General features: G+C 63.6%; 22 protein-coding genes. 8 read left to right on the plus strand and 14 right to left on the minus strand.

Going from position 1 to position 20,325, the window contains the following annotated elements:
• Positions 1 to 99: 99 nt before the first annotated feature.
• Together P9217_RS15860 and lgt are read right to left on the minus strand one after the other, a co-directional pair.
• Entirely contained in the window at positions 100 to 1,167 is a 1,068-nt protein-coding gene (locus P9217_RS15860; protein ID WP_278087235.1) for a class I SAM-dependent methyltransferase, read from the minus strand.
• Positions 1,164 to 2,018 carry a prolipoprotein diacylglyceryl transferase gene (gene lgt / locus P9217_RS15865; protein WP_278087236.1) on the minus strand — a complete coding sequence of 285 codons (855 nt, stop codon included), beginning with the start codon at positions 2,016 to 2,018 and terminating at the stop codon, positions 1,164 to 1,166. The genes P9217_RS15860 and lgt overlap by 4 nt, the downstream gene beginning before the upstream one ends.
• A gap of 132 nt (positions 2,019 to 2,150) precedes the next feature.
• Here lgt and P9217_RS15870 point away from each other — a divergent pair, with 132 nt between their 5' ends.
• From P9217_RS15870 to P9217_RS15880, 3 genes are all read left to right on the plus strand, one after another.
• On the plus strand, positions 2,151 to 2,453 hold the full coding sequence (locus P9217_RS15870; RefSeq protein WP_066994397.1) for an accessory factor UbiK family protein: 303 nt from the start codon (positions 2,151 to 2,153) through the stop codon (positions 2,451 to 2,453).
• A gap of 321 nt (positions 2,454 to 2,774) precedes the next feature.
• On the plus strand, positions 2,775 to 3,275 hold the full coding sequence (locus P9217_RS15875; protein WP_066994911.1) for a YbjN domain-containing protein: 501 nt from the start codon (positions 2,775 to 2,777) through the stop codon (positions 3,273 to 3,275).
• Positions 3,276 to 3,293: 18 nt separating this feature from the next.
• Positions 3,294 to 3,653, plus strand: a complete 360-nt coding sequence (locus P9217_RS15880) for a tRNA-binding protein (RefSeq protein ID WP_278053579.1) — start codon at positions 3,294 to 3,296, stop codon at positions 3,651 to 3,653.
• Here P9217_RS15880 and P9217_RS15885 read toward each other — a convergent pair.
• The 4 genes from P9217_RS15885 to P9217_RS15900 all read right to left on the minus strand — a co-directional run bounded on the left by P9217_RS15885 (position 3,645) and on the right by P9217_RS15900 (position 7,619).
• Positions 3,645 to 4,709 carry a glycosyltransferase family 1 protein gene (locus P9217_RS15885; RefSeq protein ID WP_278087237.1) on the minus strand — a complete coding sequence of 355 codons (1,065 nt, stop codon included), beginning with the start codon at positions 4,707 to 4,709 and terminating at the stop codon, positions 3,645 to 3,647. The two genes, P9217_RS15880 and P9217_RS15885, sit on opposite strands and share 9 nt — an antisense overlap.
• Positions 4,710 to 4,912: 203 nt before the next feature.
• Positions 4,913 to 6,328 carry an ATP-binding protein gene (locus P9217_RS15890; protein WP_082953957.1) on the minus strand — a complete coding sequence of 472 codons (1,416 nt, stop codon included), beginning with the start codon at positions 6,326 to 6,328 and terminating at the stop codon, positions 4,913 to 4,915.
• Between the two features lie 51 nt (positions 6,329 to 6,379).
• Positions 6,380 to 7,099, minus strand: coding sequence for a response regulator transcription factor (locus P9217_RS15895; protein WP_059188911.1), 720 nt, complete (start codon positions 7,097 to 7,099; stop codon positions 6,380 to 6,382).
• Positions 7,086 to 7,619 carry a MarR family transcriptional regulator gene (locus tag P9217_RS15900; RefSeq protein ID WP_128203069.1) on the minus strand — a complete coding sequence of 178 codons (534 nt, stop codon included), beginning with the start codon at positions 7,617 to 7,619 and terminating at the stop codon, positions 7,086 to 7,088. The genes P9217_RS15895 and P9217_RS15900 overlap by 14 nt, the downstream gene beginning before the upstream one ends.
• Positions 7,620 to 7,881: 262 nt before the next feature.
• Between P9217_RS15900 and P9217_RS15905 the strand changes: the two genes are divergently transcribed.
• The 3 genes from P9217_RS15905 (at position 7,882) to P9217_RS15915 (ending at position 9,759) form a co-directional block, all read left to right on the plus strand.
• Positions 7,882 to 8,775, plus strand: a complete 894-nt coding sequence (locus tag P9217_RS15905; RefSeq protein ID WP_278087238.1) for a branched-chain amino acid aminotransferase — start codon at positions 7,882 to 7,884, stop codon at positions 8,773 to 8,775.
• Between the two features lie 138 nt (positions 8,776 to 8,913).
• On the plus strand, positions 8,914 to 9,051 hold the full coding sequence (locus P9217_RS15910; RefSeq protein WP_164763686.1) for a hypothetical protein: 138 nt from the start codon (positions 8,914 to 8,916) through the stop codon (positions 9,049 to 9,051).
• 66 nt (positions 9,052 to 9,117) lie between these two features.
• On the plus strand, positions 9,118 to 9,759 hold the full coding sequence (locus P9217_RS15915) for an MBL fold metallo-hydrolase (RefSeq protein ID WP_278087239.1): 642 nt from the start codon (positions 9,118 to 9,120) through the stop codon (positions 9,757 to 9,759).
• Positions 9,760 to 9,825: 66 nt separating this feature from the next.
• On the opposite strand, the gene P9217_RS15920 is transcribed toward P9217_RS15915, so the two are convergent.
• The 3 genes from P9217_RS15920 to P9217_RS15930 form a co-directional block, all read right to left on the minus strand.
• A complete protein-coding gene (locus tag P9217_RS15920) occupies positions 9,826 to 10,236 on the minus strand; it encodes a BA14K family protein (RefSeq protein WP_066994411.1) in 411 nt (136 codons plus the stop codon).
• Positions 10,237 to 10,426: 190 nt separating this feature from the next.
• Positions 10,427 to 10,639, minus strand: a complete 213-nt coding sequence (locus P9217_RS15925) for a cold-shock protein (protein ID WP_006202521.1) — start codon at positions 10,637 to 10,639, stop codon at positions 10,427 to 10,429.
• A gap of 238 nt (positions 10,640 to 10,877) precedes the next feature.
• Entirely contained in the window at positions 10,878 to 11,090 is a 213-nt protein-coding gene (locus P9217_RS15930; RefSeq protein WP_006202520.1) for a cold-shock protein, read from the minus strand.
• Between the two features lie 456 nt (positions 11,091 to 11,546).
• On the opposite strand from P9217_RS15930, the gene P9217_RS15935 reads away from it, so the two are divergent.
• Both P9217_RS15935 and P9217_RS15940 read left to right on the plus strand, forming a co-directional pair.
• On the plus strand, positions 11,547 to 11,942 hold the full coding sequence (locus P9217_RS15935; RefSeq protein WP_067326597.1) for a Kazal-type serine protease inhibitor domain-containing protein: 396 nt from the start codon (positions 11,547 to 11,549) through the stop codon (positions 11,940 to 11,942).
• Positions 11,943 to 12,112: 170 nt separating this feature from the next.
• Positions 12,113 to 13,753, plus strand: coding sequence for a tetratricopeptide repeat-containing sulfotransferase family protein (locus P9217_RS15940; RefSeq protein ID WP_278087240.1), 1,641 nt, complete (start codon positions 12,113 to 12,115; stop codon positions 13,751 to 13,753).
• Positions 13,754 to 13,894: 141 nt separating this feature from the next.
• Here the strand turns inward: P9217_RS15940 and P9217_RS15945 are convergent, their stop codons facing one another.
• From P9217_RS15945 to uvrB, 5 genes are all read right to left on the minus strand, one after another.
• Complete coding sequence (locus P9217_RS15945; protein WP_067326604.1) at positions 13,895 to 14,248, minus strand: DUF1428 family protein; 354 nt, start codon at positions 14,246 to 14,248, stop codon at positions 13,895 to 13,897.
• A gap of 109 nt (positions 14,249 to 14,357) precedes the next feature.
• Positions 14,358 to 14,774 carry a glyoxalase/bleomycin resistance/extradiol dioxygenase family protein gene (locus P9217_RS15950; protein WP_066994423.1) on the minus strand — a complete coding sequence of 139 codons (417 nt, stop codon included), beginning with the start codon at positions 14,772 to 14,774 and terminating at the stop codon, positions 14,358 to 14,360.
• A 164-nt stretch (positions 14,775 to 14,938) separates the two neighbouring features.
• The gene (locus tag P9217_RS15955) at positions 14,939 to 15,121 is read right to left on the minus strand and encodes a hypothetical protein (RefSeq protein WP_067326607.1); all 183 of its coding nucleotides are present in this window, start codon (positions 15,119 to 15,121) and stop codon (positions 14,939 to 14,941) included.
• Positions 15,122 to 15,279: 158 nt separating this feature from the next.
• On the minus strand, positions 15,280 to 16,806 hold the full coding sequence (locus P9217_RS15960; protein ID WP_278087241.1) for an ABC-F family ATP-binding cassette domain-containing protein: 1,527 nt from the start codon (positions 16,804 to 16,806) through the stop codon (positions 15,280 to 15,282).
• 398 nt (positions 16,807 to 17,204) lie between these two features.
• Positions 17,205 to 20,282: an excinuclease ABC subunit UvrB gene (uvrB, locus tag P9217_RS15965; protein ID WP_067326616.1), complete on the minus strand. Its 3,078-nt coding sequence runs from the start codon at positions 20,280 to 20,282 to the stop codon at positions 17,205 to 17,207.
• Between the last annotated feature and the right edge of the window lie 43 nt (positions 20,283 to 20,325).

Genomic DNA, 20,325 nt, shown 5'->3' on the forward strand with positions numbered 1-20,325 from the left:
TTGTTGTCCGCGTGGGCGATTTCGTCAAGGTGGAGTTCGGTTGGGGATGTGAGGCTCGGGCAAGTGGCAGGGTCAGCTTGCACGGGTTGCCCGCCGATGTCAGCCAGTTTTCGCGGCTGGCAGGATCTTCATCACCTTGAACAACTCGCCCATCGCATCGGGGCCGGCAAGGCGCTTGACCGCCTCGGAAATCGCCTGACGCGCGACATCATCGGCCCGGGCGCCCAGCGCGCCGGCGCGCTCGAGCAAGCCCATGCCGAGCAGGAATTCGCTCTGCGTGGTCAGTTCCGCCTGGAGGCCGTGCTCCCGGACAGCTGCAGCCAACGCGGCGAAATCGACGTGAGCGGTAAGATCGGCCCCGCCGGGATTGGCCAGCACGTCTTCGTGATCGTGCCTGCGCACAGCCTGCAATGTGTCGCCGAAGCCCGGCTCAAGATGGCCGTAGTCGATGAACAGCCCGGCGCCGCCATGGCCGGCGATACGCTCGGCAATCGCTGCCATCAGCGCGGCGCGGGCCGGCGCCACCTCGACGATGGCGCCTTGCAGAGCATCGGCCGCGCCGGCCGGCAGCAGCGCCGGGTCGACGGAACCCGCGCCGGCGAAGAAATGAAGATTGTCTTGTTCGTCGAGCCCGACCATGCGCTCGCGCCAGCCGGCGCCGACATAGACGAACTGGCGGATCGGCACGGCGTCGAAGAGTTCATTGCCGACGATGAAGAGCGGCTGCTGCGGCAGCGTGTCGATGGTTTGGTGCCAGCTCAGGGCGGGGCTCTGGCCGGCGAGCGTCTCTTTCTGGATTTCGGCCAGGCGCGGACTGGTCTCGATCATGGCGAAGGAAGCCTTGGCGGCAAGCGCCGGATCGAGGCGGGACCAGGTGCGCAGCATGTCCTTCATCAGCGTGCCGCGACCGGGGCCGATTTCGGCGAAGGTGGCTGGCAGCGGACGCCCGCCGCCTTGCCAGGCCTGGTAGAGCCAGACGGCGACAAGCTCGCCGAACATCTGGCTGATCTCCGGCGCGGTGACGAAGTCGCCGGCGGCGCCGAAGGGCTCGCGCGTCGTATAATAGCCGTCCTCAGGGTCGAACAGGCAGAGCGCCATGTATTCGCTGACCGGGATCGGCCCCACCGCGCCGATCAGGCCGACGATGCGCTCCTTCAGCCTGGTCATGCCGGCTGCGTCTGCGTCGTCGGCTTTGCGGTGGCCATGGCCCAGATGCCGGCGAGCACCATCGGCGAGGACAGGACCATGCCCATGGTCAGCCAGTTGGTGCCGAGCAGATAACCGAGCTGCCGGTCAGGCTCGCGGAAGAACTCGACGAAGATGCGAGACAGGCCGTAGCCGCAGATGAAGGCGCCGCCGACGAAGCGCGGTGTCTTCAGCTTCAGCCGCGAGTGGGTGAGAAAGCGCAGCACCAGGAAGAGCACAAGACCTTCCAGCAGCGCCTCGTAGAGCTGGCTGGGATGCCGGGTGAACGGGCCGCCATTGGGGAATTCGATCGCCCAGGGCACGTCCGACGGACGGCCCCAGAGCTCCGAATTGATGAAATTGGCCACACGCACCAGCCCAAGGCCGACCGGCACGCCGGCCGAGACGACGTCAAACAGCGTCCAGGTATGAATGCCGCGCTTGAGCGAAAAGAGGGTCATGGCGAGGATCACGCCGAGCAGTCCGCCATGGAACGACATGCCGCCCTGCCAGACCGCCAAGGTGTCGAGCGGATGCGCGATATAGCGTGGAAGGTCGTAGAAGAGGACATAGCCGGTGCGCCCGCCGAGCACCACGCCGATCGCCGCCCAGACGATGAAATCGTCAAGATCCTCGGGCTTCATCGGCAGCTTGCCGTCCGGCCAAAGGCTGGCATTGCTGACCAGGCGCTTGGCGTACCACCAGGCGAACAGAATGCCGACGATGTAGCCGACGCCATACCAATGCACCGCCAGCGGCCCGATATGGACGATAACCGGGTCGATATTGGGGAAGGGCAGGGAGGCCAGCGGCAGCAGGAAATATTTGCTCAAACTGGGTCGCTCCGGTTGCGGTCGTCTATCGGGCGCGGACCATGCGGCAGGGTTTTGGCGGGGTCAAGGCACGCTTCGCTTGCAATCCGTGCCGCGCGCTACTACGTCAAAACAATCAAGCGAGGATTTGCCATGTCGACCGGAACGAACCGCATTCTCGATGAATTCGCCAAGCTGATGACCGATGCCGCGGGGGCAGCCCAAGGCGTCAGGCGCGAGATGGAGACGGCTTTCCGCAGCCAGGCCGAGCGCCTGCTCAACTCCATGGATGTGGTGAAACGCGAGGAGTTCGAGGCTGCGCGCGAGATGGCCGTCAAGGCAAGAGAAGACAACATCCAGCTTGCGGTGCGCGTCGAAGCGCTCGAGGCCAAGCTCGCCGAATTGACCGGGCAAGCCGCACCTGCGGCTGCGGCGAAGCCCAGATCAAAAAAATAATCGTAAACTTTTCCACAAAGCACGATCCGAAAAATCGCTTTGCCGTGAATCGCTTACCGGCATTGCATGAATCTTTTTGACAGCGCCTTTCCACATGCGAATGACGCAGTGCGAAAAATTGGGCTGTTCACGCGACTCCCGATCAATAGACTGAATTTGTTGCATGATTCGAAGCAGGGTCATGCGCCGGGCGGTGGGGTCCGGTTGGGGTCTTTGCGTTTGGAAAGTCCTGGCCGTCCGAGTTCTAGACAAGATTGTTCGTTGTGCGTGCCCTCTCTCGCGGAGCGTGTGGCGGCGCTCTCAGAACGACAGGAAGCATTCATGGAACTCCTCGAACTCGAATTCTCCCGCGAAATCCACCCGGTGGACGTCATCGAGCAGGTGGCCCACAACAATGACTGGTCCTTCGAACGCGCCGGCGACGACGAGATCTCGATTTCGGTAACAGGCAGCTGGACCGACTATCATGTCTCCTTCTCCTGGATGGAAGATTTCGAGGCGCTGCATCTGGCCTGCGCCTTCGACATCAAGGTGCCGGAAACGCGCGCGCTGGAGGTGATGCGGCTCCTTTCGCTGATCAACGAACAGATGCTGTTCGGCCATTTCGACCTGTGGGAGCAGGAGGGCGCGATCATGTTCCGGCAATCGCTGCTGCTCGCCGGCGGGGTCGAGCCGTCGAGCCAGCAGGTCGAGGTGCTTCTGTCATCGGCGTTAGAGGCCTGCGAATGCTATTTCCAGGCCTTCCAATTCGTCGTCTGGTCGGGTACGTCGGCCAAGGACGCGCTGTCCAGCGTGCTCTTTGAAACCCACGGAAGCGCCTGAGCGAAGCCAATACCGCCGATGAGTTCCAGCAGCGAGCGCAAGCCCGAGATCAGCTTTGCCGATTTCGATCGTGTCGACATCCGTGCCGGCACGATCGTCGAGGCTGAGCCCTTTCCGGAGGCGCGCAAGCCGGCATTCAAGCTGAAGATCGATTTCGGCCCGGCGCTGGGAGTGAAGAAGTCGTCGGCGCAGATCACCAAATATTATGCGCCGGAGACGCTGATCGGCCGGCAGGTCTTCGCGGTGGTCAATTTCCCGCCGCGCCAGATCGGCCCGTTCATGTCGGAAGTGCTGACGCTTGGCTTTCCGGACGAGGAGGGCGCCGTCGTGCTCGGCGCCATCGAGCGCAAAGTGCCGGACGGCGGGCGTCTATTCTAGAACCAGCCTGGGCCGGCCTGACGTCACCGCGTTCTGATCGGCGCGCTTGCGCGGCATTCCCAGCGCTTCTTCGACAACGTCGAGGAACATCTCGGCGCATGCCTTCCAACTGTAGCGCAGAGCGCGCTGGCGCGCCCCCGCGCGGTCAATGTGAAGCGCCTTGAGCGCCGCATCGCGCAAATCCCCGGATACGGCCCCACCGACGCCGTCGCCGACGATGTCGATCGGTCCGGTCACCGGATAGGCAGCCACCGGCGTGCCGCTGGCCAGAGCCTCGATGATGACGTTGCCGAAGGTGTCGGTGCGGCTCGGAAAGACGAAGACGTCGGCCGAAGCGTAGATTTCCGCCAGTTCGTCGTTCGGGCGATGGCCGAGGAAATGCGCGTTCGGATAGCGGGCGCTGAGCTTTGCCAGTTCCGGCCCTTCGCCGACCACCACCTTGCTGCCGGGGAGATCGAGATCGAGGAAGGCGGTCAGGTTCTTTTCGATCGCGACACGGCCGACGCAGAGGAAGATGGGGCGGGGAAAGCTGGTGTCCTTGCGTTTGTCCGGTCGGAAATGATCGGTGTCGACGCCGCGAGTCCAGGGCCTCAGCTTATCGAAGCCGCGCGAGGCAAGGTCGTCCGCCAACGATTGCGTGGCGACCAACGTGCCCTGCCCGGAATTGTGGAAGTCGCGCAGCCAGTTATAGGCCCACCTCTCCGGCACCGGCAGGCGGGCGCTGAGATATTCGGGAAAACGCGTGTGGTAGCTGGTGGTAAAGGGACGGCCGGCCTTGCGGCAGTAGCGGCGCGCCACGATGCCGAGCGGCCCTTCGGTGACAATGTGGATGTGGTCGGCCTTTCCCGCTTCGATCAGCCGCGCAACATGACCGGGGGTTGTCAAGGCGAGGCGAATGTCCGGATAGGTCGGCAGCGGCAAGGTGCGGAAGATGTTCGGCGTCAGAAAATCGAGCTGGACGTCGAAGGATTTCAGCGTTTCGGTAAGCCGCTCCAGCGTGTGAACCACGCCGTTGACCTGCGGTCGCCATGCATCGGTGACCATCAGGATTCGCATGGCGACCCTTCGCACAGATTCTTGGGCGCGCCGGCACGATGGCGGAACGGCAGCCAGGCTGCAGCTCGCGCTTCGCTCCAGCGCACCCGGGCGGGTGCGGGATCGAAGCGGGGCGGCATGGCCGAATCGATAAAAGTCGCGCGCTTCATGCGCGCTCTTGACCATGATCTCATGACGGAGGGATGAAGGCCGTCTTTGTCCGACTAAGCCGGCACCTTGATCACGGCTCGCAAACCGCCAAGCGGGCTGTCTTCCAGCATGATGTCGCCGCCATGAGTTCGGGCGATGTCGCGGGCGATCGACAGACCAAGGCCGGTGCCGCTGGCATCAAGATTGCGCGCTTCGTCGAGCCGCAGGAATGGCTTGAACACTTCCTCGCGCTTGTCCGGCGCGATGCCGGGACCGTCATCGTCGATGGTGACGGTCAGCGAGCCGCGCCCATGATTGGCATGGACCTCGACCGTCTTGGCATATCGGAAGGCATTGCCGATGACGTTGGACATCAGCCTGGCAAAGGCGTTCGGCCGCACATGCACGGTCGGATCGCCGGTCAGTGTCGTCGACAGCTTGCATTTGCGCAGTTGCGCTTCCTCGCCAAGCTTCTGGAAATAGGCATCGAGATCGAAGCGGCCGGTGTCTTCCGCCGCCTCGCCGCGGGCAAAGGAGAGATAGCCCTCCAGCATCGACTGCATGTCGTCGATGTCCTGGTTCAGCGCGGCCTTGGTCTCGGCCTTGCCGCCGGCCAGGGCCAGCTGCAGCTTGAAGCGGGTCAGAATGGTCCTGAGATCATGGCTGACGCCGGTCAGCATGGCGGTGCGCTGCTCGATCTGGCGCTCGATGCGCTCGCGCATCTGGATGAAGGCGAAGCCGGCGCGGCGCACTTCCTCCGCGCCGCGCGGACGGAAATCGCGCGGCATCGGCCGGCCCTTGCCGAAGCTCTCGGCGGCTTCGGCCAGGGTCAGGATCGGCCTTATTTGATTGCGCAGGAAGGGGATGGCGATCATCAAGAGCACCAGCGAGGTGCCGACCATCCAGATCAGGAAGATATGGGTGTTTGAGGCATAAGCCTGGCTGCGACGCACGAAGACGCGCAGCACCTTGCCTTCGAGCTGGACGCGGACCTCGACGACATTGGAGTTGCCGACCGTGTCGATCCAAAAGGGACGGTTGATCTGCCGGGTAATCTCCGACGACAGGGCCGTGTCGAGGATTGAGAAGAACGGCTTCGGCCCGGGGGCCGGCAGGGGATCGGGCGGCAGCAGATCCACTTTCAGCTGCATGCGGTCTTGGGCGATGCGGATGATGTTGGCGTAATCGGCGTCGTGGGGATAGGTCTCCATCATGTCGATGATGGCAGCGATGTCTGCGATCGTCGCCTGCGACAGGCGTTGGGTAACTGTCTGCCAGTGGCGCTCCATGAAGACGAAGGCAACGACCGACTGCAAAAGGATCATCGGCGCGATGACGATGATCAGGGAGCGGGCATAAAGCCGCTTCGGCATGTAGAGCGCGACCAGGCGCCAGAACCGGTTCCAGGCGCGCGGCATCGCCCTCAGCGTGCGCAAAGCGAGATCGCCGAGGCTCCCGGTCTTGGGCTTTTCCAGTTGCGTGGTCGCCATTCGCCCTTCCGCTCGTAGACGGCCATTCAGCCAAGGCCGTCTGCGAGCATGTTATTCCACGCTGAGCCGATACCCAATACCGCGCACGGTCTGCAGCCACACCGGATTTGACGGATCGCGCTCGATCTTGCGGCGCAGCCGGTTGATCTGGACATCGATGGTCCGCTCGCCGACATCCGATTCGTCGCCGACGAGCTCGTGCCGAGGTATGGTTTCGCCCGCCCGGGCGGCGAAGATCGCCAGGATTTCCTGCTCGCGGTCGGTCAGCTTCAGCGCCTCGCCGCCACGCTTCAGTTCGCGCTTGGCGATCTGGAACGTGTAGGGGCCGAAGACGAGCTGCTCGACTTTCGGCGTCGCCGCCGGGCCGCCGCGGCGCAGGATGTTGTTGATGCGCAGGATGAGCTCGCGCGGATCGAAGGGCTTCGGAAGATAGTCGTCGGCGCCGGCCTCGAGCCCGGTGATACGGCTGTCGGTTTCCGACAGCGCCGTAAGCATCAGGATCGGCACGTTCTTCTCGGCCCGCAGCGCCTTGGTGAGGTCGACGCCGGTTTCGCCGGGCATCATGACGTCAAGCACGAGCAGGTCGAAGTCCAGCCCCGCGAGCTTGCGCCGGGCCTCGCCCGAGTTGCCGGCGACGGTGACCCGAAAACCGTTCTCGGACAAATATTGCTTGAGCAGATTGCGAATGCGGGTGTCGTCGTCGACCACCAGCAGATGCGGCGCATCATCGCCGGGCGCTGCCGGATGATCAACCTTCTCAGTGGTCTCCATTTTGCTTCCCCGATGTTTGCGCAGGCACAATGTCGATCTGCGCTCTAAGTTCCGGATTGACCATCGCCTCGAGGAATCTCTCGATCGAGGCGCGCTCGGCGGTCCCGGAATCCTCCAATGCAGCACGGATGCGGCGCGACTGTGGCCGTGCCAGCGCCAGTGCCAGCGCGCGGCCTTTGGCAGTCGGATAGAGCTCGCGCTGCCGGCGGTCGCGCAACCCTTGCACCTGGACAATATGGTCCGTGTCGATCAGCTGCTTCAACACCCGCGCCAGGCTCTGCTTGGTGATCTTCAGCACATCGAGCAGCTCGGCTACCGTCAGTCCGGGCCTGCGGTTGACGAAATGCAGGACGCGGTGATGGGCACGGCCGAAGCCGTAATCGGCAAGGATCTGGTCGGGATCGGAGGTGAAGTCGCGATAAGCGAAGAAAAACAGCTCGATGATGGCAAAGTCGATGCCGTCCTCGTCGGTGATCGCCGTCCTGATCGGTTTTCCGGCTGCGGGGCTTCGTTCCGTCATCATTTCTCCATGCCAAGCGGGAATTACGTCAGTACTGTTGACGTAATTTCCCGCAAATGATAATTTTTGACAAGCTTTTCGGCGGATTGCGAACGAAAAGGCAAGCGGAAGCCGTTTTTCCGGAACTTCCTAAGTTTGCCAGGGATTGAATATCCGCCTACGCTTCCAGACACAGGCCGGCGGTTTCGGACCCAGTGGCGGGGCCGATACGAAAGGCCGTATGACACAACGATTGGCGGGCGGCCGCCCGCGGGAGGTTTCCATGGCATCCGTTCCCTTCGATCAACTGGACGGCTTCATCTGGATGAACGGGGAGTTCGTCAAATGGGGCGAGGCCAAGATCCACGTGCTGACCCATGGCCTGCACTATGCCAGCGCCGTCTTCGAGGGCGAGCGCGCCTATGGCGGCCAGATATTCAAGCTCACCGAGCACAATGAGCGCCTGCATGAATCGGCGCGCCTGCTCGGCTTCAAGATTCCCTACTCGGTCGGCGAGGTCGACGAGGCTTGCCGCAAGCTTCTGAAAAAGCAGGGTTTCAAGGACGCCTATGTGCGTCCGATCGCCTGGCGCGGCAGCGAGCAGATGGGTGTTTCGGCGCAGAACAACCGCATCAACTGCGCCATCGCCATCTGGCAGTGGCCGAGCTATTTCGACCCGGCGCAGAAGCTGAAGGGCATCCGTCTCGACGTCGCCGAATGGCGCCGGCCCGACCCGCGCACCGCGCCATCCAAGTCCAAGGCCGCCGGCCTCTACATGATCTGCACGCTTTCCAAGCACGCCGCCGAGGCCAAGGGCTATGCCGACGCCATGATGCTCGACTGGCGCGGCCAGGTGGCGGAAGCCACCGGCGCCAACATCTTCTTCGTCAAGGACGGCAAGATCCACACGCCGACGCCCGACTGCTTCCTCGACGGCATCACCCGCCGCACCGTTATCGGCCTGGCCAAGGACCGCGGCATCGAGGTGATCGAGCGCGCCATCATGCCCGAAGAGCTCGATGGCTTTGAGCAGTGCTTCCTTACCGGCACGGCCGCGGAAGTCACGCCGGTCTCGGAAATCGGCCCGTACCGATTCGAGGTCGGCGAGATCGCCAAGACGCTGATGAACGACTATTCTGCCGCGGTGCAGCCAAAGCACGCCATCGCCGCAGAATAGCGATAGTCACAGCCTTTTTGTGCAACGGGGCGGTTTCGGGCCGCCCCTTTTATTTAGGCGCCTGCGCAGCAATTCGGCGTCTCATGGGTGCGGGCGATCCGGCGACGGCAGCGGAGCAGCCGGTGGACTGGCAGGGCGATGGGCATACAAAGCATCATCGTCGGCGCCGGCGCCATCCTCACCGACATCATGCGCGCGGTCATGACCGTGATGAAGAATAGGCTTGGCAGAATTTCAGGCTTCCCATGGACGGCTATGGCCGCCCATTTCTTTTAGAGGGATCACCGGTGGACGCAGTCGGCTGTGCTCTCTACATCAGGGCAACACCTCGAAAGGAAAGCCATGGGTCAGCTCAATGCCGGCATCGTGCCGGTCACGCCCTTCCAGCAGAATTGCACCATTCTCTTCGACATGGACGACAAACAGGGTGTCGTCGTCGATCCCGGCGGCGACGTCGACAAGATTCTGGCGGTACTCAAGGACAACGCGATCACGGCGAAGGCGATCTGGATCACTCACGGCCATATCGATCATGCCGGCGGCGCGATGGATCTGAAGGATGCACTCAGCATCGACATCATCGGCCCGCACGAGGCCGATCGGCCGCTGCTTGCCAATCTCGAGAACCAGGCCAAGCGCTTCGGCCTTACCGATCCGGTGCGCAATTGCATTCCAGACCGTTTCGTCAGCGAAGGCGACACGGTCTCTTTCGGGGAGCATTCGTTCGAGGTGCTGCATTGTCCGGGGCACGCGCCGGGCCACGTCGTCTACTACAACCGCTCGGCCAAATTCGCCCATGTCGGCGACGTGCTGTTTCGCGGCTCTATCGGCCGCACCGATCTGCCAGGCGGCGATCACGCCGCGCTGATCACCTCGATCAAAGACAAGCTGCTGCCGCTCGGAGACGATATCGGCTTCATCTGCGGTCACGGTCCGGGCGGCCGCTTCGGCGAGGAGCGCCGGACGAATCCCTTCCTGGCCTGATCCTCTGCGCAAAGAAAAAAGCGCCGCTCGAGGGCGGCGCTTTTGCCTGGACTGGAAACCTAAGTCTTAGTTGGCAACACAGAAATGCTGTTCGCCATCGTTGCCGGTGAATGTGCCGGTACGCGAGTTGAAGGTGCGGTAGCGGTCGGAGCAATACTCGTACCATTCGCGGGTCCACGGCTCGGCATAGCGGTCGGCATAGACGACGCGCGGCTGTACATAGTAGCGGCGAACGGGGCGGTCGACATAATAGCCGTCATCATAGGCGGGATCGTAGTATCTCGGCCCAGGGTTGCTGAGAGCACTACCGATCAGGGCGCCCGCCGCCAGGCCGACAACGCCCGCGGCAAGGGCGTCGCCGCCATTGTGATGATGACGACGCCAGCGCCAATCATCAGCATTTGCCGCCGAGAAGGTGGCCAAAGTGGTCGCGGCGACGCCGGCGGTCACAATGGCGGTCTTGAGAATTCGGTTCATTTTCGGTCTCCTTCGCGCCGGCCCGCGTATTTCAGGGGATGCGGGTCGGCTTTAGCAGGGGTTAGTAGAAGACCGTGGCTGAACGGAGGCTGAACGGCACTGCGCGAACGATTTCGCGGCTCGACAAAATTCCGAGCTCTGCGGGAGCGCCCCGCCTGCTCAGTCTCCGTCGGATCTGTCTTGAGCCGGCTTAGCCGATAGACAGGTTGACGGCCTTCGGACCCTTGCCTCGCTTGTCGGGCTCGGTGTCGAATGTCACTTTCTGCCCATCCTCAAGACCGGGAAGGCCCGACGCCTGCACGGCCGAAATATGGACGAAGACGTCCTTCGCGCCATCGTCGGGCGTGATGAAGCCGAAGCCCTTGGCATGGTTGAAGAATTTGACGGTGCCGGTCTGCGGCATGGGAAGCTCCTTTGATCCCATCAAGTCAGTCTCGGGCCGGCAAACTGCCCGAGAGGAAATTTGTCCTTTATTTTAGCGCTATCGGCAAGAGAAAGTTTTCGCCTGCCAATACAACTATTTGCCGGACAAAAAAGGGCGCGACGGAACCGTCGCGCCCTCGAAAACTCAAGCTTCCTGCGAAGCCGATTCATGATCCTGCCGCGCCGTTCATCAGCGGAAGACAGGCAGCGTCGCCCGCTCAGGCGGCGCGGAGGTTGACCGCCTTCGGACCCTTGCCCATGCGGTCAGGCTCGACGTCGAAGGTGACCTTCTGGCCGTCGACGAGCGTACGCAGGCCGGAGGCCTCGATCGCGGAGATGTGGACGAACACGTCCTTGGCGCCGCCGTCAGGCGTGATGAAGCCGAAGCCTTTGGTGGCGTTGAAGAACTTTACGGTGCCGGTCTGGGCCATGGGGGAAACTCCTTCACCCGTATCAGTCTCGTGGGCTCGCCCGCTTCCTTGGGCTGATCCCGGTGTTGCTTCGGCAGTCATGCATTCGCGCATGGTCAAAGCCCCCGCCGAAAAACGGGGCCGTCAGAGATTCACACTATCGGGGAAAGGTCGTCCAAAACGTGCCGCTCTCCGGGTCGCAAATGCCCGAACACCAAATTTATTACACGGAAATGTGATGGTTGCAAGACAGCACCGCGGGCCGCCCTCGGCGCGCCCAACGCCAGGCCATCGATAGACCCGGCGCCATGACCGGTCATCGGCCAGTGAAAAGCCGGGCATGGGCCAGTGCGAGAAGCCGACCGGCGATAAATTTCGCCCGGGCAAAGCACAAGCCGGGGTTGCGTTCGATCCCAAAATGGCGAGGAATTGCGCGAGCTGGCGCGATCGCGCCTGAGCCAGATAGGAGAGGGACCTATGCGATTTCTTGCGGCAATCGTTTCGCGGCAGGGCCTTGTCGCCCTGCTACTGTCGGCATTGCTGGCGGCCTGTACCGTGGTCGTCGACGAAGGACCGCGTCCGCGTCCGCCGGGGCCGCATCCGCAGCTCTGCACGATGCAATACGAACCGGTGTGCGCAAGACGCGGCGGCGACCGCCAGACCTTCGCCAATGCCTGCCTGGCGGAGCGGGCAGGGTATCGCATCGTGCGTGACGGGCCTTGCCGGGATGGCGGCGGTGGCGGCGAGCAAACCTTCTGCACCCGCGAATACGCGCCGGTCTGCGCCAGACGCTACGGCGAGGTGCGCACTTTCCCGAATGCGTGCGAGGCCCGCGCGGCGGACTATCGCATCATCGGCGACGGGCCTTGCTAGCGGCATTGCGGGCAAGTCGCCGGAGCGCTGCCCACACACTTGCATCTGCCGCCCGCTTGGCTTAGGTCCGGCGGGCGGACAAACACGGCAGGTTTCCCATTAACAGAGATCAGAGAAGAGCGGCAAACGCGGGCGGCAAGCCAGGATCGGCGAGCCCCCTCGATCCCTATGTGCAACGGGCGCTGCAGCTGCACCAGGCAGGACGCCGGCAGGAGGCGGAGTCGCTTTACCGGCAGGTGCTGGGGCAGCAGCCTAATCATGCCGCCGCGCTGCATTTCCTCGGGCTCCTCCTGCACCAGACCGGTCGCAGCGAGGAAGGGCTGGACTTCATCGAGCAGTCGGTCACGCTGCAGCCCCAAAATGCCGATTTCCTCAACAACATGGGCACGGTGATGCGCGACCTCGGCCGCGTTGCCGCCGCCGTCGATTTCTTCCGTGGCGCAGTGGACATCCGCCCGGACCAACTCGCGGCACGCGACAATCTCGGCTCGTCGCTGAAGCAGCTCGGCCAGTTCGATGGCGCTGAGGAGATCTATCGCAGCACGATCGGCCGCAACCCGTTCCATGTCCGCGCCCGCATCGGCCTTGCCGAAACGCTGCAGGAAGCCGGGCGGCTCGACGAGGCGATTGCGCTCTTCCGCGAGTCGCTGTCGATCCGGCCCAAGGATGCCGAGCTGCTCTACGGACTGGGCGTCGCCCTGATGGAGAAGGGCAAGCTCGCCGAGGCCGCCGATCTTGCCCGCCAGGCGGTGGCGATCGCTCCGGCGATGGCGAAAGCCTGGCTTCTGCTGACCCAGGTCAAGCGCCAGACAGAGCGCGACGCCGAGCTTGCCGGCATGGAGGCCGAGCACGCCAAGGCGCCGCAGGACAGCCTTGCGCGCATGCAGCTTTCCTTCGGCCTCGGCAAGGCCAATGACGATCTGAAGGATTATGGCCGCGCCTTCGACTATTTCGCCGAGGGCAATGCGATCCGCCGCAAGGGCATCGACTACGACCCGGTGAGAACGCGCGACGAGTTCGAAGCGATGAAGTCGGCCTTCGACAAGGCCTTCTTCGAAAAGCACAGGCCGAGCGACATTTCCGACGACACGCCGATCTTCGTCGTCGGCATGCCGCGTTCCGGCACGACGCTGGTCGAGCAGATCATAGCCAGCCATCCGCAGGTCTTTGGCGCGGGCGAGCTCAGCATCCTGAAGTCGGTCGTCGGCAAGCAGTTTCCGATGAGCATGCCGGGCGGTTTTCCCTCAGGGATAGCCGACATGCCGGACAAGGCCTTTGCCGAGGCCGGGCAGGCCTATATCGACATGCTGCATGCCCGGTATCCGGGCTTCCGCCATGTCACCGACAAGATGCCGGGCAACTTCCTGCTGGTCGGCTTCCTGCACATGATGCTGCCGAAGGCGAAGATCGTGCATTGCGCGCGCGACGCCGCGGCCACGTGCCTGTCGATCTTCAAAGTGCATTTCCGCGGCGACAGCCATCGTTACGGCTACGATCTTGGCGAGCTCGCCGATTTCCATAACCTCTACACCGATATCATGGCGCATTGGCACAAAGTTCTGCCCGGCGTCGTCCACGACGTCCGCTACGAGGATTTCGTCGCCGATCAGGAAGGCCAGACGCGGGCGCTGATGGCGCATCTCGGCCTGCCTTGGGACGACAAGGTGCTGGCGTTCCACGAGACCGACCGGCCGGTGCGCACGGCGTCGGCCGCGCAGGTGCGCCAGCCGATGTATCAGGGCTCGGTCGACCTGTGGAAGCGTTATGGGGAGCGGCTGAAGCCGCTGCTCGTCAAGCTCCAGAACGGATAGGGCCGGGTTGGATGGTAGGCCGCTTGCTCTCAGCCATCGCAGGCCTGTGAGATTAGCCGCTGCCTCGCAACCTCGTCATTCCAGGGGGAAGCAGGAGCTCCGTTCCTGCTCCGCCCTGGATGAGGACCGAATCGGCTGTGCTCAAACCTCGATAAATGGCTGGAAGCCGCCGAAGATCATGCGCTTCCCGTCGAAGGGCATTGTCGACCAGTCCATCTTGAGACGTTCGTCGGCCATCACTTTCGCCATGACCGCGTCGCGGCTCTGCCTGGATTCGTAAACGACCCAGGCAAAGATGACGACTTCGTCGTCCTTCGCCTGCACGGCGCGCGGGAACGAGGTCAGTTCGCCATAGGGCACGTCGTCGCCGATGCATTCGACATAGGCGAGCGCGCCGTGCTCCTTCCAGACGGCGCCGGCATTCGCAGCCATTTTCTTGTAGTCATCAAGATTTGCCTTCGGCACGGCAAGCACGAAACCATCGACATAGGACATGGGTAAACTCCTTCGCTGAAAACGAGCGCCGGGCCGGCGGGGATACGACCCGGCGCGGGTGAGCGCGTCAGCCCTGGGATTGGCGGCCGACGCTTGCTCGCTGGGAAACCTATTTTACCGGCGCGTTCATCGCCCAGGCGACGCCGAAGGGATCCTTCACCTGGCCCCAGCGGTCGCCCCAGAACATTACCTGGAGGGGCGTGACGACTTCGCAGCCGGCGTCTACCGCGCGCTTCCACCAGGCATCGACGTCGTCACTACCGAGATGGAGTTGGAGCGTATAACCCTGCGCCGCCTGATGCGGATGGCCGTGCTCGGGATAGGCGTCGCCCAGCATGAGCGTCGAGCCGTTGACATAGAGATGGATATGCATGGTGCGGCCCTTGTCGTCCGGCGGATAGGCAAAGACTTCCTCGGCCCCGAAAGCCTTCTTGTAGAACTCGGCCGCCTTGATGGCGCCGTCGACCTGCAGATAGGGGGTCAATCCGCCAAGAACTTTGGCGCGGGGCGGGTTCTGGTCGGTCATTTCACGTGTTCCTCTTCACGGGTTGATTGGGCGTTGCGATCAAAAGACGGACGAGGCGACAGCAATCCTACACGGGCAGCGGAATTTTTTTTAGCGGGCCCGGGCCCGGACCGGCCGCGCAGCCGGTGAAGCCGATGACCGTCGCATGAACCCGTTGGTCGCTTTCAAATGACGTCGGTCGAGAAGGTGGCTGTGCAGCGGCCGTTTCGCGTGTCGAGAATTTCCGGAAAACCGATGTCCTTGCGCAGGTCGGCCGGCAGCGAAAGCAGAATGCGCTCGCTGCGGTAGCGGGCGCGCGCCGTCGCATATTGGCTGGCGATGCGGCTGATGGATGACAAGATGGACATGATAAACTCTCCCTGGTTGGTGCCGTCAGCACCGTGTCGGCATCCCAAGGACGAGGAATGCTGCGGCAATCCGACAGGTCACCGGAATTTTTCATGCGCGCCCGGAAAGCCGGCCCGTATAGGCCGGCCCCCCGTATAGGCCGGCCTTGTCGTGGCTATCAGCGCTCCGTCGCGGCCACCGAGCGGAAGAACCCTTCCGGACTGTCGACTTCGGTCAGCCGCCGCTTCTCGATCAGCCAGAACCGGTTGCCGATCGCGCGGATGAAGGAGCGGTCGTGCGAGGCGAGCAGGCAGCTTGCCTGATGCTTCAGCAACTCGTCCTCCAGCGCTTCCTGGCCGTCAATGTCGAGGTGATTGGTCGGCTCGTCGAGGAGGTAGAAATTGGGGTTGAGGAGCCGCAGCACCAGCAACATCAGCCTCGACCGCTGTCCGCCCGACAACGCGGCAATCCTTTTCTCCTGCATCTCGATGGCGACGCCGGCGCCGGCGAGAAGCGAGCGGGCGCGCTGCTCGCCGATCTCGAAGCGGCGCGAGACCATCGCCAGCGGGGTGGCGTCGGCGCCGATGCCGGACAGAGCCTGGTCGCTGTAGCCGAGCACGGTCGACGGCGTCACCTTGACGCTTTCTTCCGACCCCAGTTCGGCGATGGCGGCGCGGATCATCGCAATGAAGCGCGATTTGCCGACACCGTTGCGGCCGAGCAGCACGATGCGGTCGCCTTGGCAGATATGGCGCTTGCCGGTCCTGAACAGCAGCGTGCCGTCGGGCGTTTCGACCGCCGGGTCGTCGAGCGTGATCAGCACCTTGGCGTGGGTGCCACGGTTGGCCAATCGGATCGCGCCGGCCGAACGCTCGCGATGCGCTGCCACGGCTGCATCTTCCAGCCTTTCGGCCCGCTCCCTGAGCTGCTTGGTTTTGACCGTCAGCAGGTCGCTGCCGGAATTGATGCCGATGTTGTTGAGCTTGGCTGCCTGCCGGCGCAACTGCTGTGCGACCTTCATGTCGCGCTCGAACCGCCGCGCCGTCGAGGCGTCGACCTCGTCGAGCGCCTGCCGGGCGCGCGAATAGGGCAGCGAAAACACCGGCGATTCTTCCGGGCGCAGGAAGAGCGTGCGGTTGGTGGTGGCGTCGAGAAAGGCGCGGTCGTGGCTGGCGATGATCACCGGGACCTCGCGTGGCAGCGCGTTGAGCCAGGTTTCGAGCTGGCCGATCCTGGCGAGGTCGAGATGGTTGGTCGGCTCGTCGAGCAGAAGCACGTCCGGGTCGGTGACCCAGACGCGGGCGATCAGCGCCAGCCTTTGCCAGCCGCCGCTCAAGGCCCGCATCGGCCTGTCGCGCATGTCCTCAGGCACATCGAGCGAATCCAGCACCACGTCGACGCGCCAAAGCTCGCTGCCAAGCTGCCCAGGCGGCAAGACATCGGCAACCACCTGATGGAAGCTGCGGTCGAGCAACGCGCCGGGGACGGATTGCTCGACATGGCCGACGCGCAAGCCGCGCGTCCGGGTGATATCGCCGGTCGTGGCGTCCAACTCGCCGGCCAGGCATCTGAGCAGGGTGGATTTGCCACGGCCGTTGGCCGCGACGATGCCCAGCCGGTCGCCGGCACCGATGATGAGGTCGAGGTTGGAGAAGAGCGGCGCACTCATGGTGACGCCGAGGGATTTGAGGCTGATCAGGGCCATGTCGATTTCTCTGGTCTTGCCGGAGCCCGGCTCAATGCACTTTGACGGTGCGCCGGTAGGCCATCAGGCCGAGATCAGCGGCACCACGAAGGGCAGACCAAAAATCGAAGCGGGGGAAAATTCCCGGACCGTCCTGGTCAGCCCTGCAAGCAAGCTCGCAGGGCACAGACAGGGCCGCGCTGACGGTGGTGATCGATAGACACGCAGCCCTCCTTTCCAGATGTTCGAGTTGGGGAAACTGGTACACCTGGGGAGGGGGGCATGGCAAGGGGCGGCAGGTCAGAGCGGGGGCGCTGAAACTACCGATCTCCCCTCTTGTGGGCCCATTGTGGGCGAGATGTCCGGCAGGACAGAGCGCTGTCCCGCCGGCATGTTAACATATCAATCTCTTCAGAAAATCAATGCCCCGGCCGCCCAGTCTTGCTCGGCCGGCGCTTTTGACGGCGCTCATCGGCTGGGTCTTCGTAAGAGCCGATGCCAGAGCGCTGGCGGACGATGGGTTTATCGTCGCGTTCCTTCGCGCCCCCCTCTGTCCTGCCGGACATCTCCCCCACAAGGGGGGAGATTGGCCGTGGCTTCGTAGGCACCGTTCCTTCGACGGGTTTTTCGGTACGGCGCACCGTCATCTCGTCGAGCGAGTTCTTGCGGAACAGCGACCCGGTGCGATCGCCCGGGATGCCGAAGTCGGAGCCATGCGCTTCCTGCGCCGACTGCTTCTTGAACAGCGAACGCGAGACCGCGCCAGCGGGTGTTGCCATATCGGTGCCCGGTCCCATGTCGTCGATCGAGGGCTTGGCGAAAAGAGGCTTCTTCACCGGCACCGCGCCGTCCGCGCCCATCTCATCGAGATCCGGCTTGCGGAACAGGCCCTTGCCGTCGTCATCGACGGTGCGGTGCACCGCACGTCCCTTGTTGTGCCTGCCTTTCTCGCGGCCGGAAACCGGGCTTTCCATGTCGGCGTAGCGGGCGAGCGGATCGTCCGAGATGGACAGCTCCATTTCGCGCAGCCGCTTGATCTCGTCGCGGATGCGGGCGGCCTTCTCGAAGTCGAGATTGGCGGCGGCATCGCGCATCTGCTTGTCCAGCGCCTCGAGATGGGTTTTCAGATTGTTGCCGATCATGGCGCCGGCATCGTCGGTGAACTGCGAGATGTCGGCGCGCACGTGATCCTTCTCGTAGACGGAGTCGAGGATGTCGGCGATGCGCGACTTGACCGATTCCGGCGTGATGCCGTTGGCCGCGTTCCACTCCATCTGCTTCTCGCGGCGGCGGTTGGTCTCCGCCATCGCCCGTTCCATCGAGCCGGTGATCTGGTCGGCGTAGAGGATGACCTTGCCGTCGACGTTGCGGGCGGCGCGGCCGATGGTCTGGATCAGCGAGGTTTCCGAACGAAGGAAACCTTCCTTGTCGGCATCGAGGATGGCGACGAAGCCGCATTCGGGAATGTCGAGGCCTTCGCGGAGCAGGTTGATGCCGACCAGCACGTCGAAGGCGCCGAGGCGCAGGTCGCGCAGGATCTCGATGCGCTCCAGCGTGTCGATATCGGAGTGCATGTAGCGGACTCGAATGCCGTTCTCATGCAGATATTCGGTGAGGTCTTCGGCCATGCGCTTGGTGAGAACCGTGACCAGCGTACGGTAGCCCAGCCTGGTCGTCTCACGGATTTCGCCGACGACATCGTCGACCTGGCTCTTGGCGGGGCGCACCTCGACCGGCGGGTCGATCAGGCCGGTCGGGCGGATGACCTGCTCGGCGAAGACGCCGCCGGACTGGTCGAGCTCCCAGCCGCCCGGCGTCGCCGAGACGGCGATCGACAGCGGGCGCATGGCGTCCCATTCCTCGAAGCGCAGCGGCCGGTTGTCCATGCAGGAGGGCAGGCGGAAGCCATACTCGGCCAGCGTCGCCTTGCGGCGGAAGTCGCCGCGATACATGCCGCCGATCTGCGGCACTGTGACGTGGCTCTCGTCGATGAAGATCAGCGCATTGTCCGGCACATATTCGAACAGGGTCGGCGGCGGCTCGCCCGGCTGGCGACCGGTGAGATAGCGCGAATAATTCTCGATGCCGGCGCAGGAACCGGTCGCCTCGAGCATCTCGAGGTCGAAGCGCGTGCGCTGCTCGAGACGTTGCGCTTCAAGCAGACGGCCAGCCTTTTCAAGCTCTTGCAGGCGGTATTGCAGCTCTTCCTTGATCGACTTGATAGCCTGATTCAAGGTCGGCCGCGGCGTCACATAGTGCGAATTGGCGTAGATCTTGACGCTCTTCAGCTCGCCGGTCTTCTGGCCGGTCAGCGGATCGAACTCGGTGATCGCCTCGATCTCGTCGCCGAACATCGAGATGCGCCAGGCGCGGTCTTCGAGGTGGGCCGGAAAGATCTCGATCGTGTCGCCGCGCACGCGGAACGAGCCGCGCACGAAGTTGATGTCCTGGCGCTTGTATTGCTGGGCGACGAGGTCGGCGAGCAAGGCGCGCTGGTCGAGCCGGTCACCGACCTGCATCTGGAAGGTCATCGCCGTGTAGGTCTCGACCGAGCCGATACCGTAGATGCAGGAGACCGAAGCGACGATGATGACGTCATCACGCTCCAGCAGCGAGCGCGTCGCCGAGTGGCGCATGCGATCGATCTGCTCGTTGATCGAGGATTCCTTCTCGATATAGGTGTCGGTGCGCGGGACATAGGCTTCCGGCTGGTAGTAGTCGTAATAGGAGACGAAATACTCGACCGCGTTTTCGGGGAAGAATTTCTTGAACTCAGCGTAGAGTTGCGCGGCCAGCGTCTTGTTCGGCGCCAGGATCAGGGCAGGGCGCTGCGTCTCCTCGATCACCTTGGCCATGGTGAAGGTCTTGCCGGAGCCGGTCACGCCGAGCAGCACCTGGGTGCGGTCGCTTTGCTCGACACCCTCGACAAGGTCCTTGATGGCGGTCGGCTGGTCGCCGGCGGGCTCGAAATCCGACACCATCTTGATGGCGATGCCGCCTTCCGATTTTTCCGGCCGGGCAGGCCGGTGCGGCGTCCAAAGCTGGCCATCCTTGTGCAGCGGATTGCCGGATTCGATGAGTTTCGACAGTGCGGCGACGGTCGCGGTCACACCGCTCGAGGAAACCTGCTCGGCGTCCTCCAGGCTGATGTCGAGGCCGGCCACCGGGTTGAGGCCGGCGGCGGCGCGTTCTTTCGCCGATGCCGCGCCGCCCATCGAGGTGCCGCGCGCCGTCCGCCCGGGCGCAGCAGAGCGCTCGGGGACCTTCTTCGGCGCTTTAGCCTTCGGCTGCTTTTGCGCCTCGCGCTCGATCTGCCCGGCCCAATCGGAGATCGAGCCGGTGAGAGGCGCGCCGGAGAACTCGCTTTGCGGCGCTTCGGCGAAGCCGCCGCGCTCCAGGGGCTCGGCGGCGTCGAGGAATTCGGTCAGCGGACTGCGCCGTTTCGGCGCGCCCTCTTGCGCCGGCGAGGGCGTTTTCTTGTCGGTGCGTTTGGCCATGGCCCGAATATGGGAGGACTCGGCCGAAATGGAAAGAGCGGAG

Origin of the sequence: Mesorhizobium sp. WSM4989 (assembly GCF_029625795.1) — a bacterium.
Classification (GTDB): domain Bacteria; phylum Pseudomonadota; class Alphaproteobacteria; order Rhizobiales; family Rhizobiaceae; genus Mesorhizobium.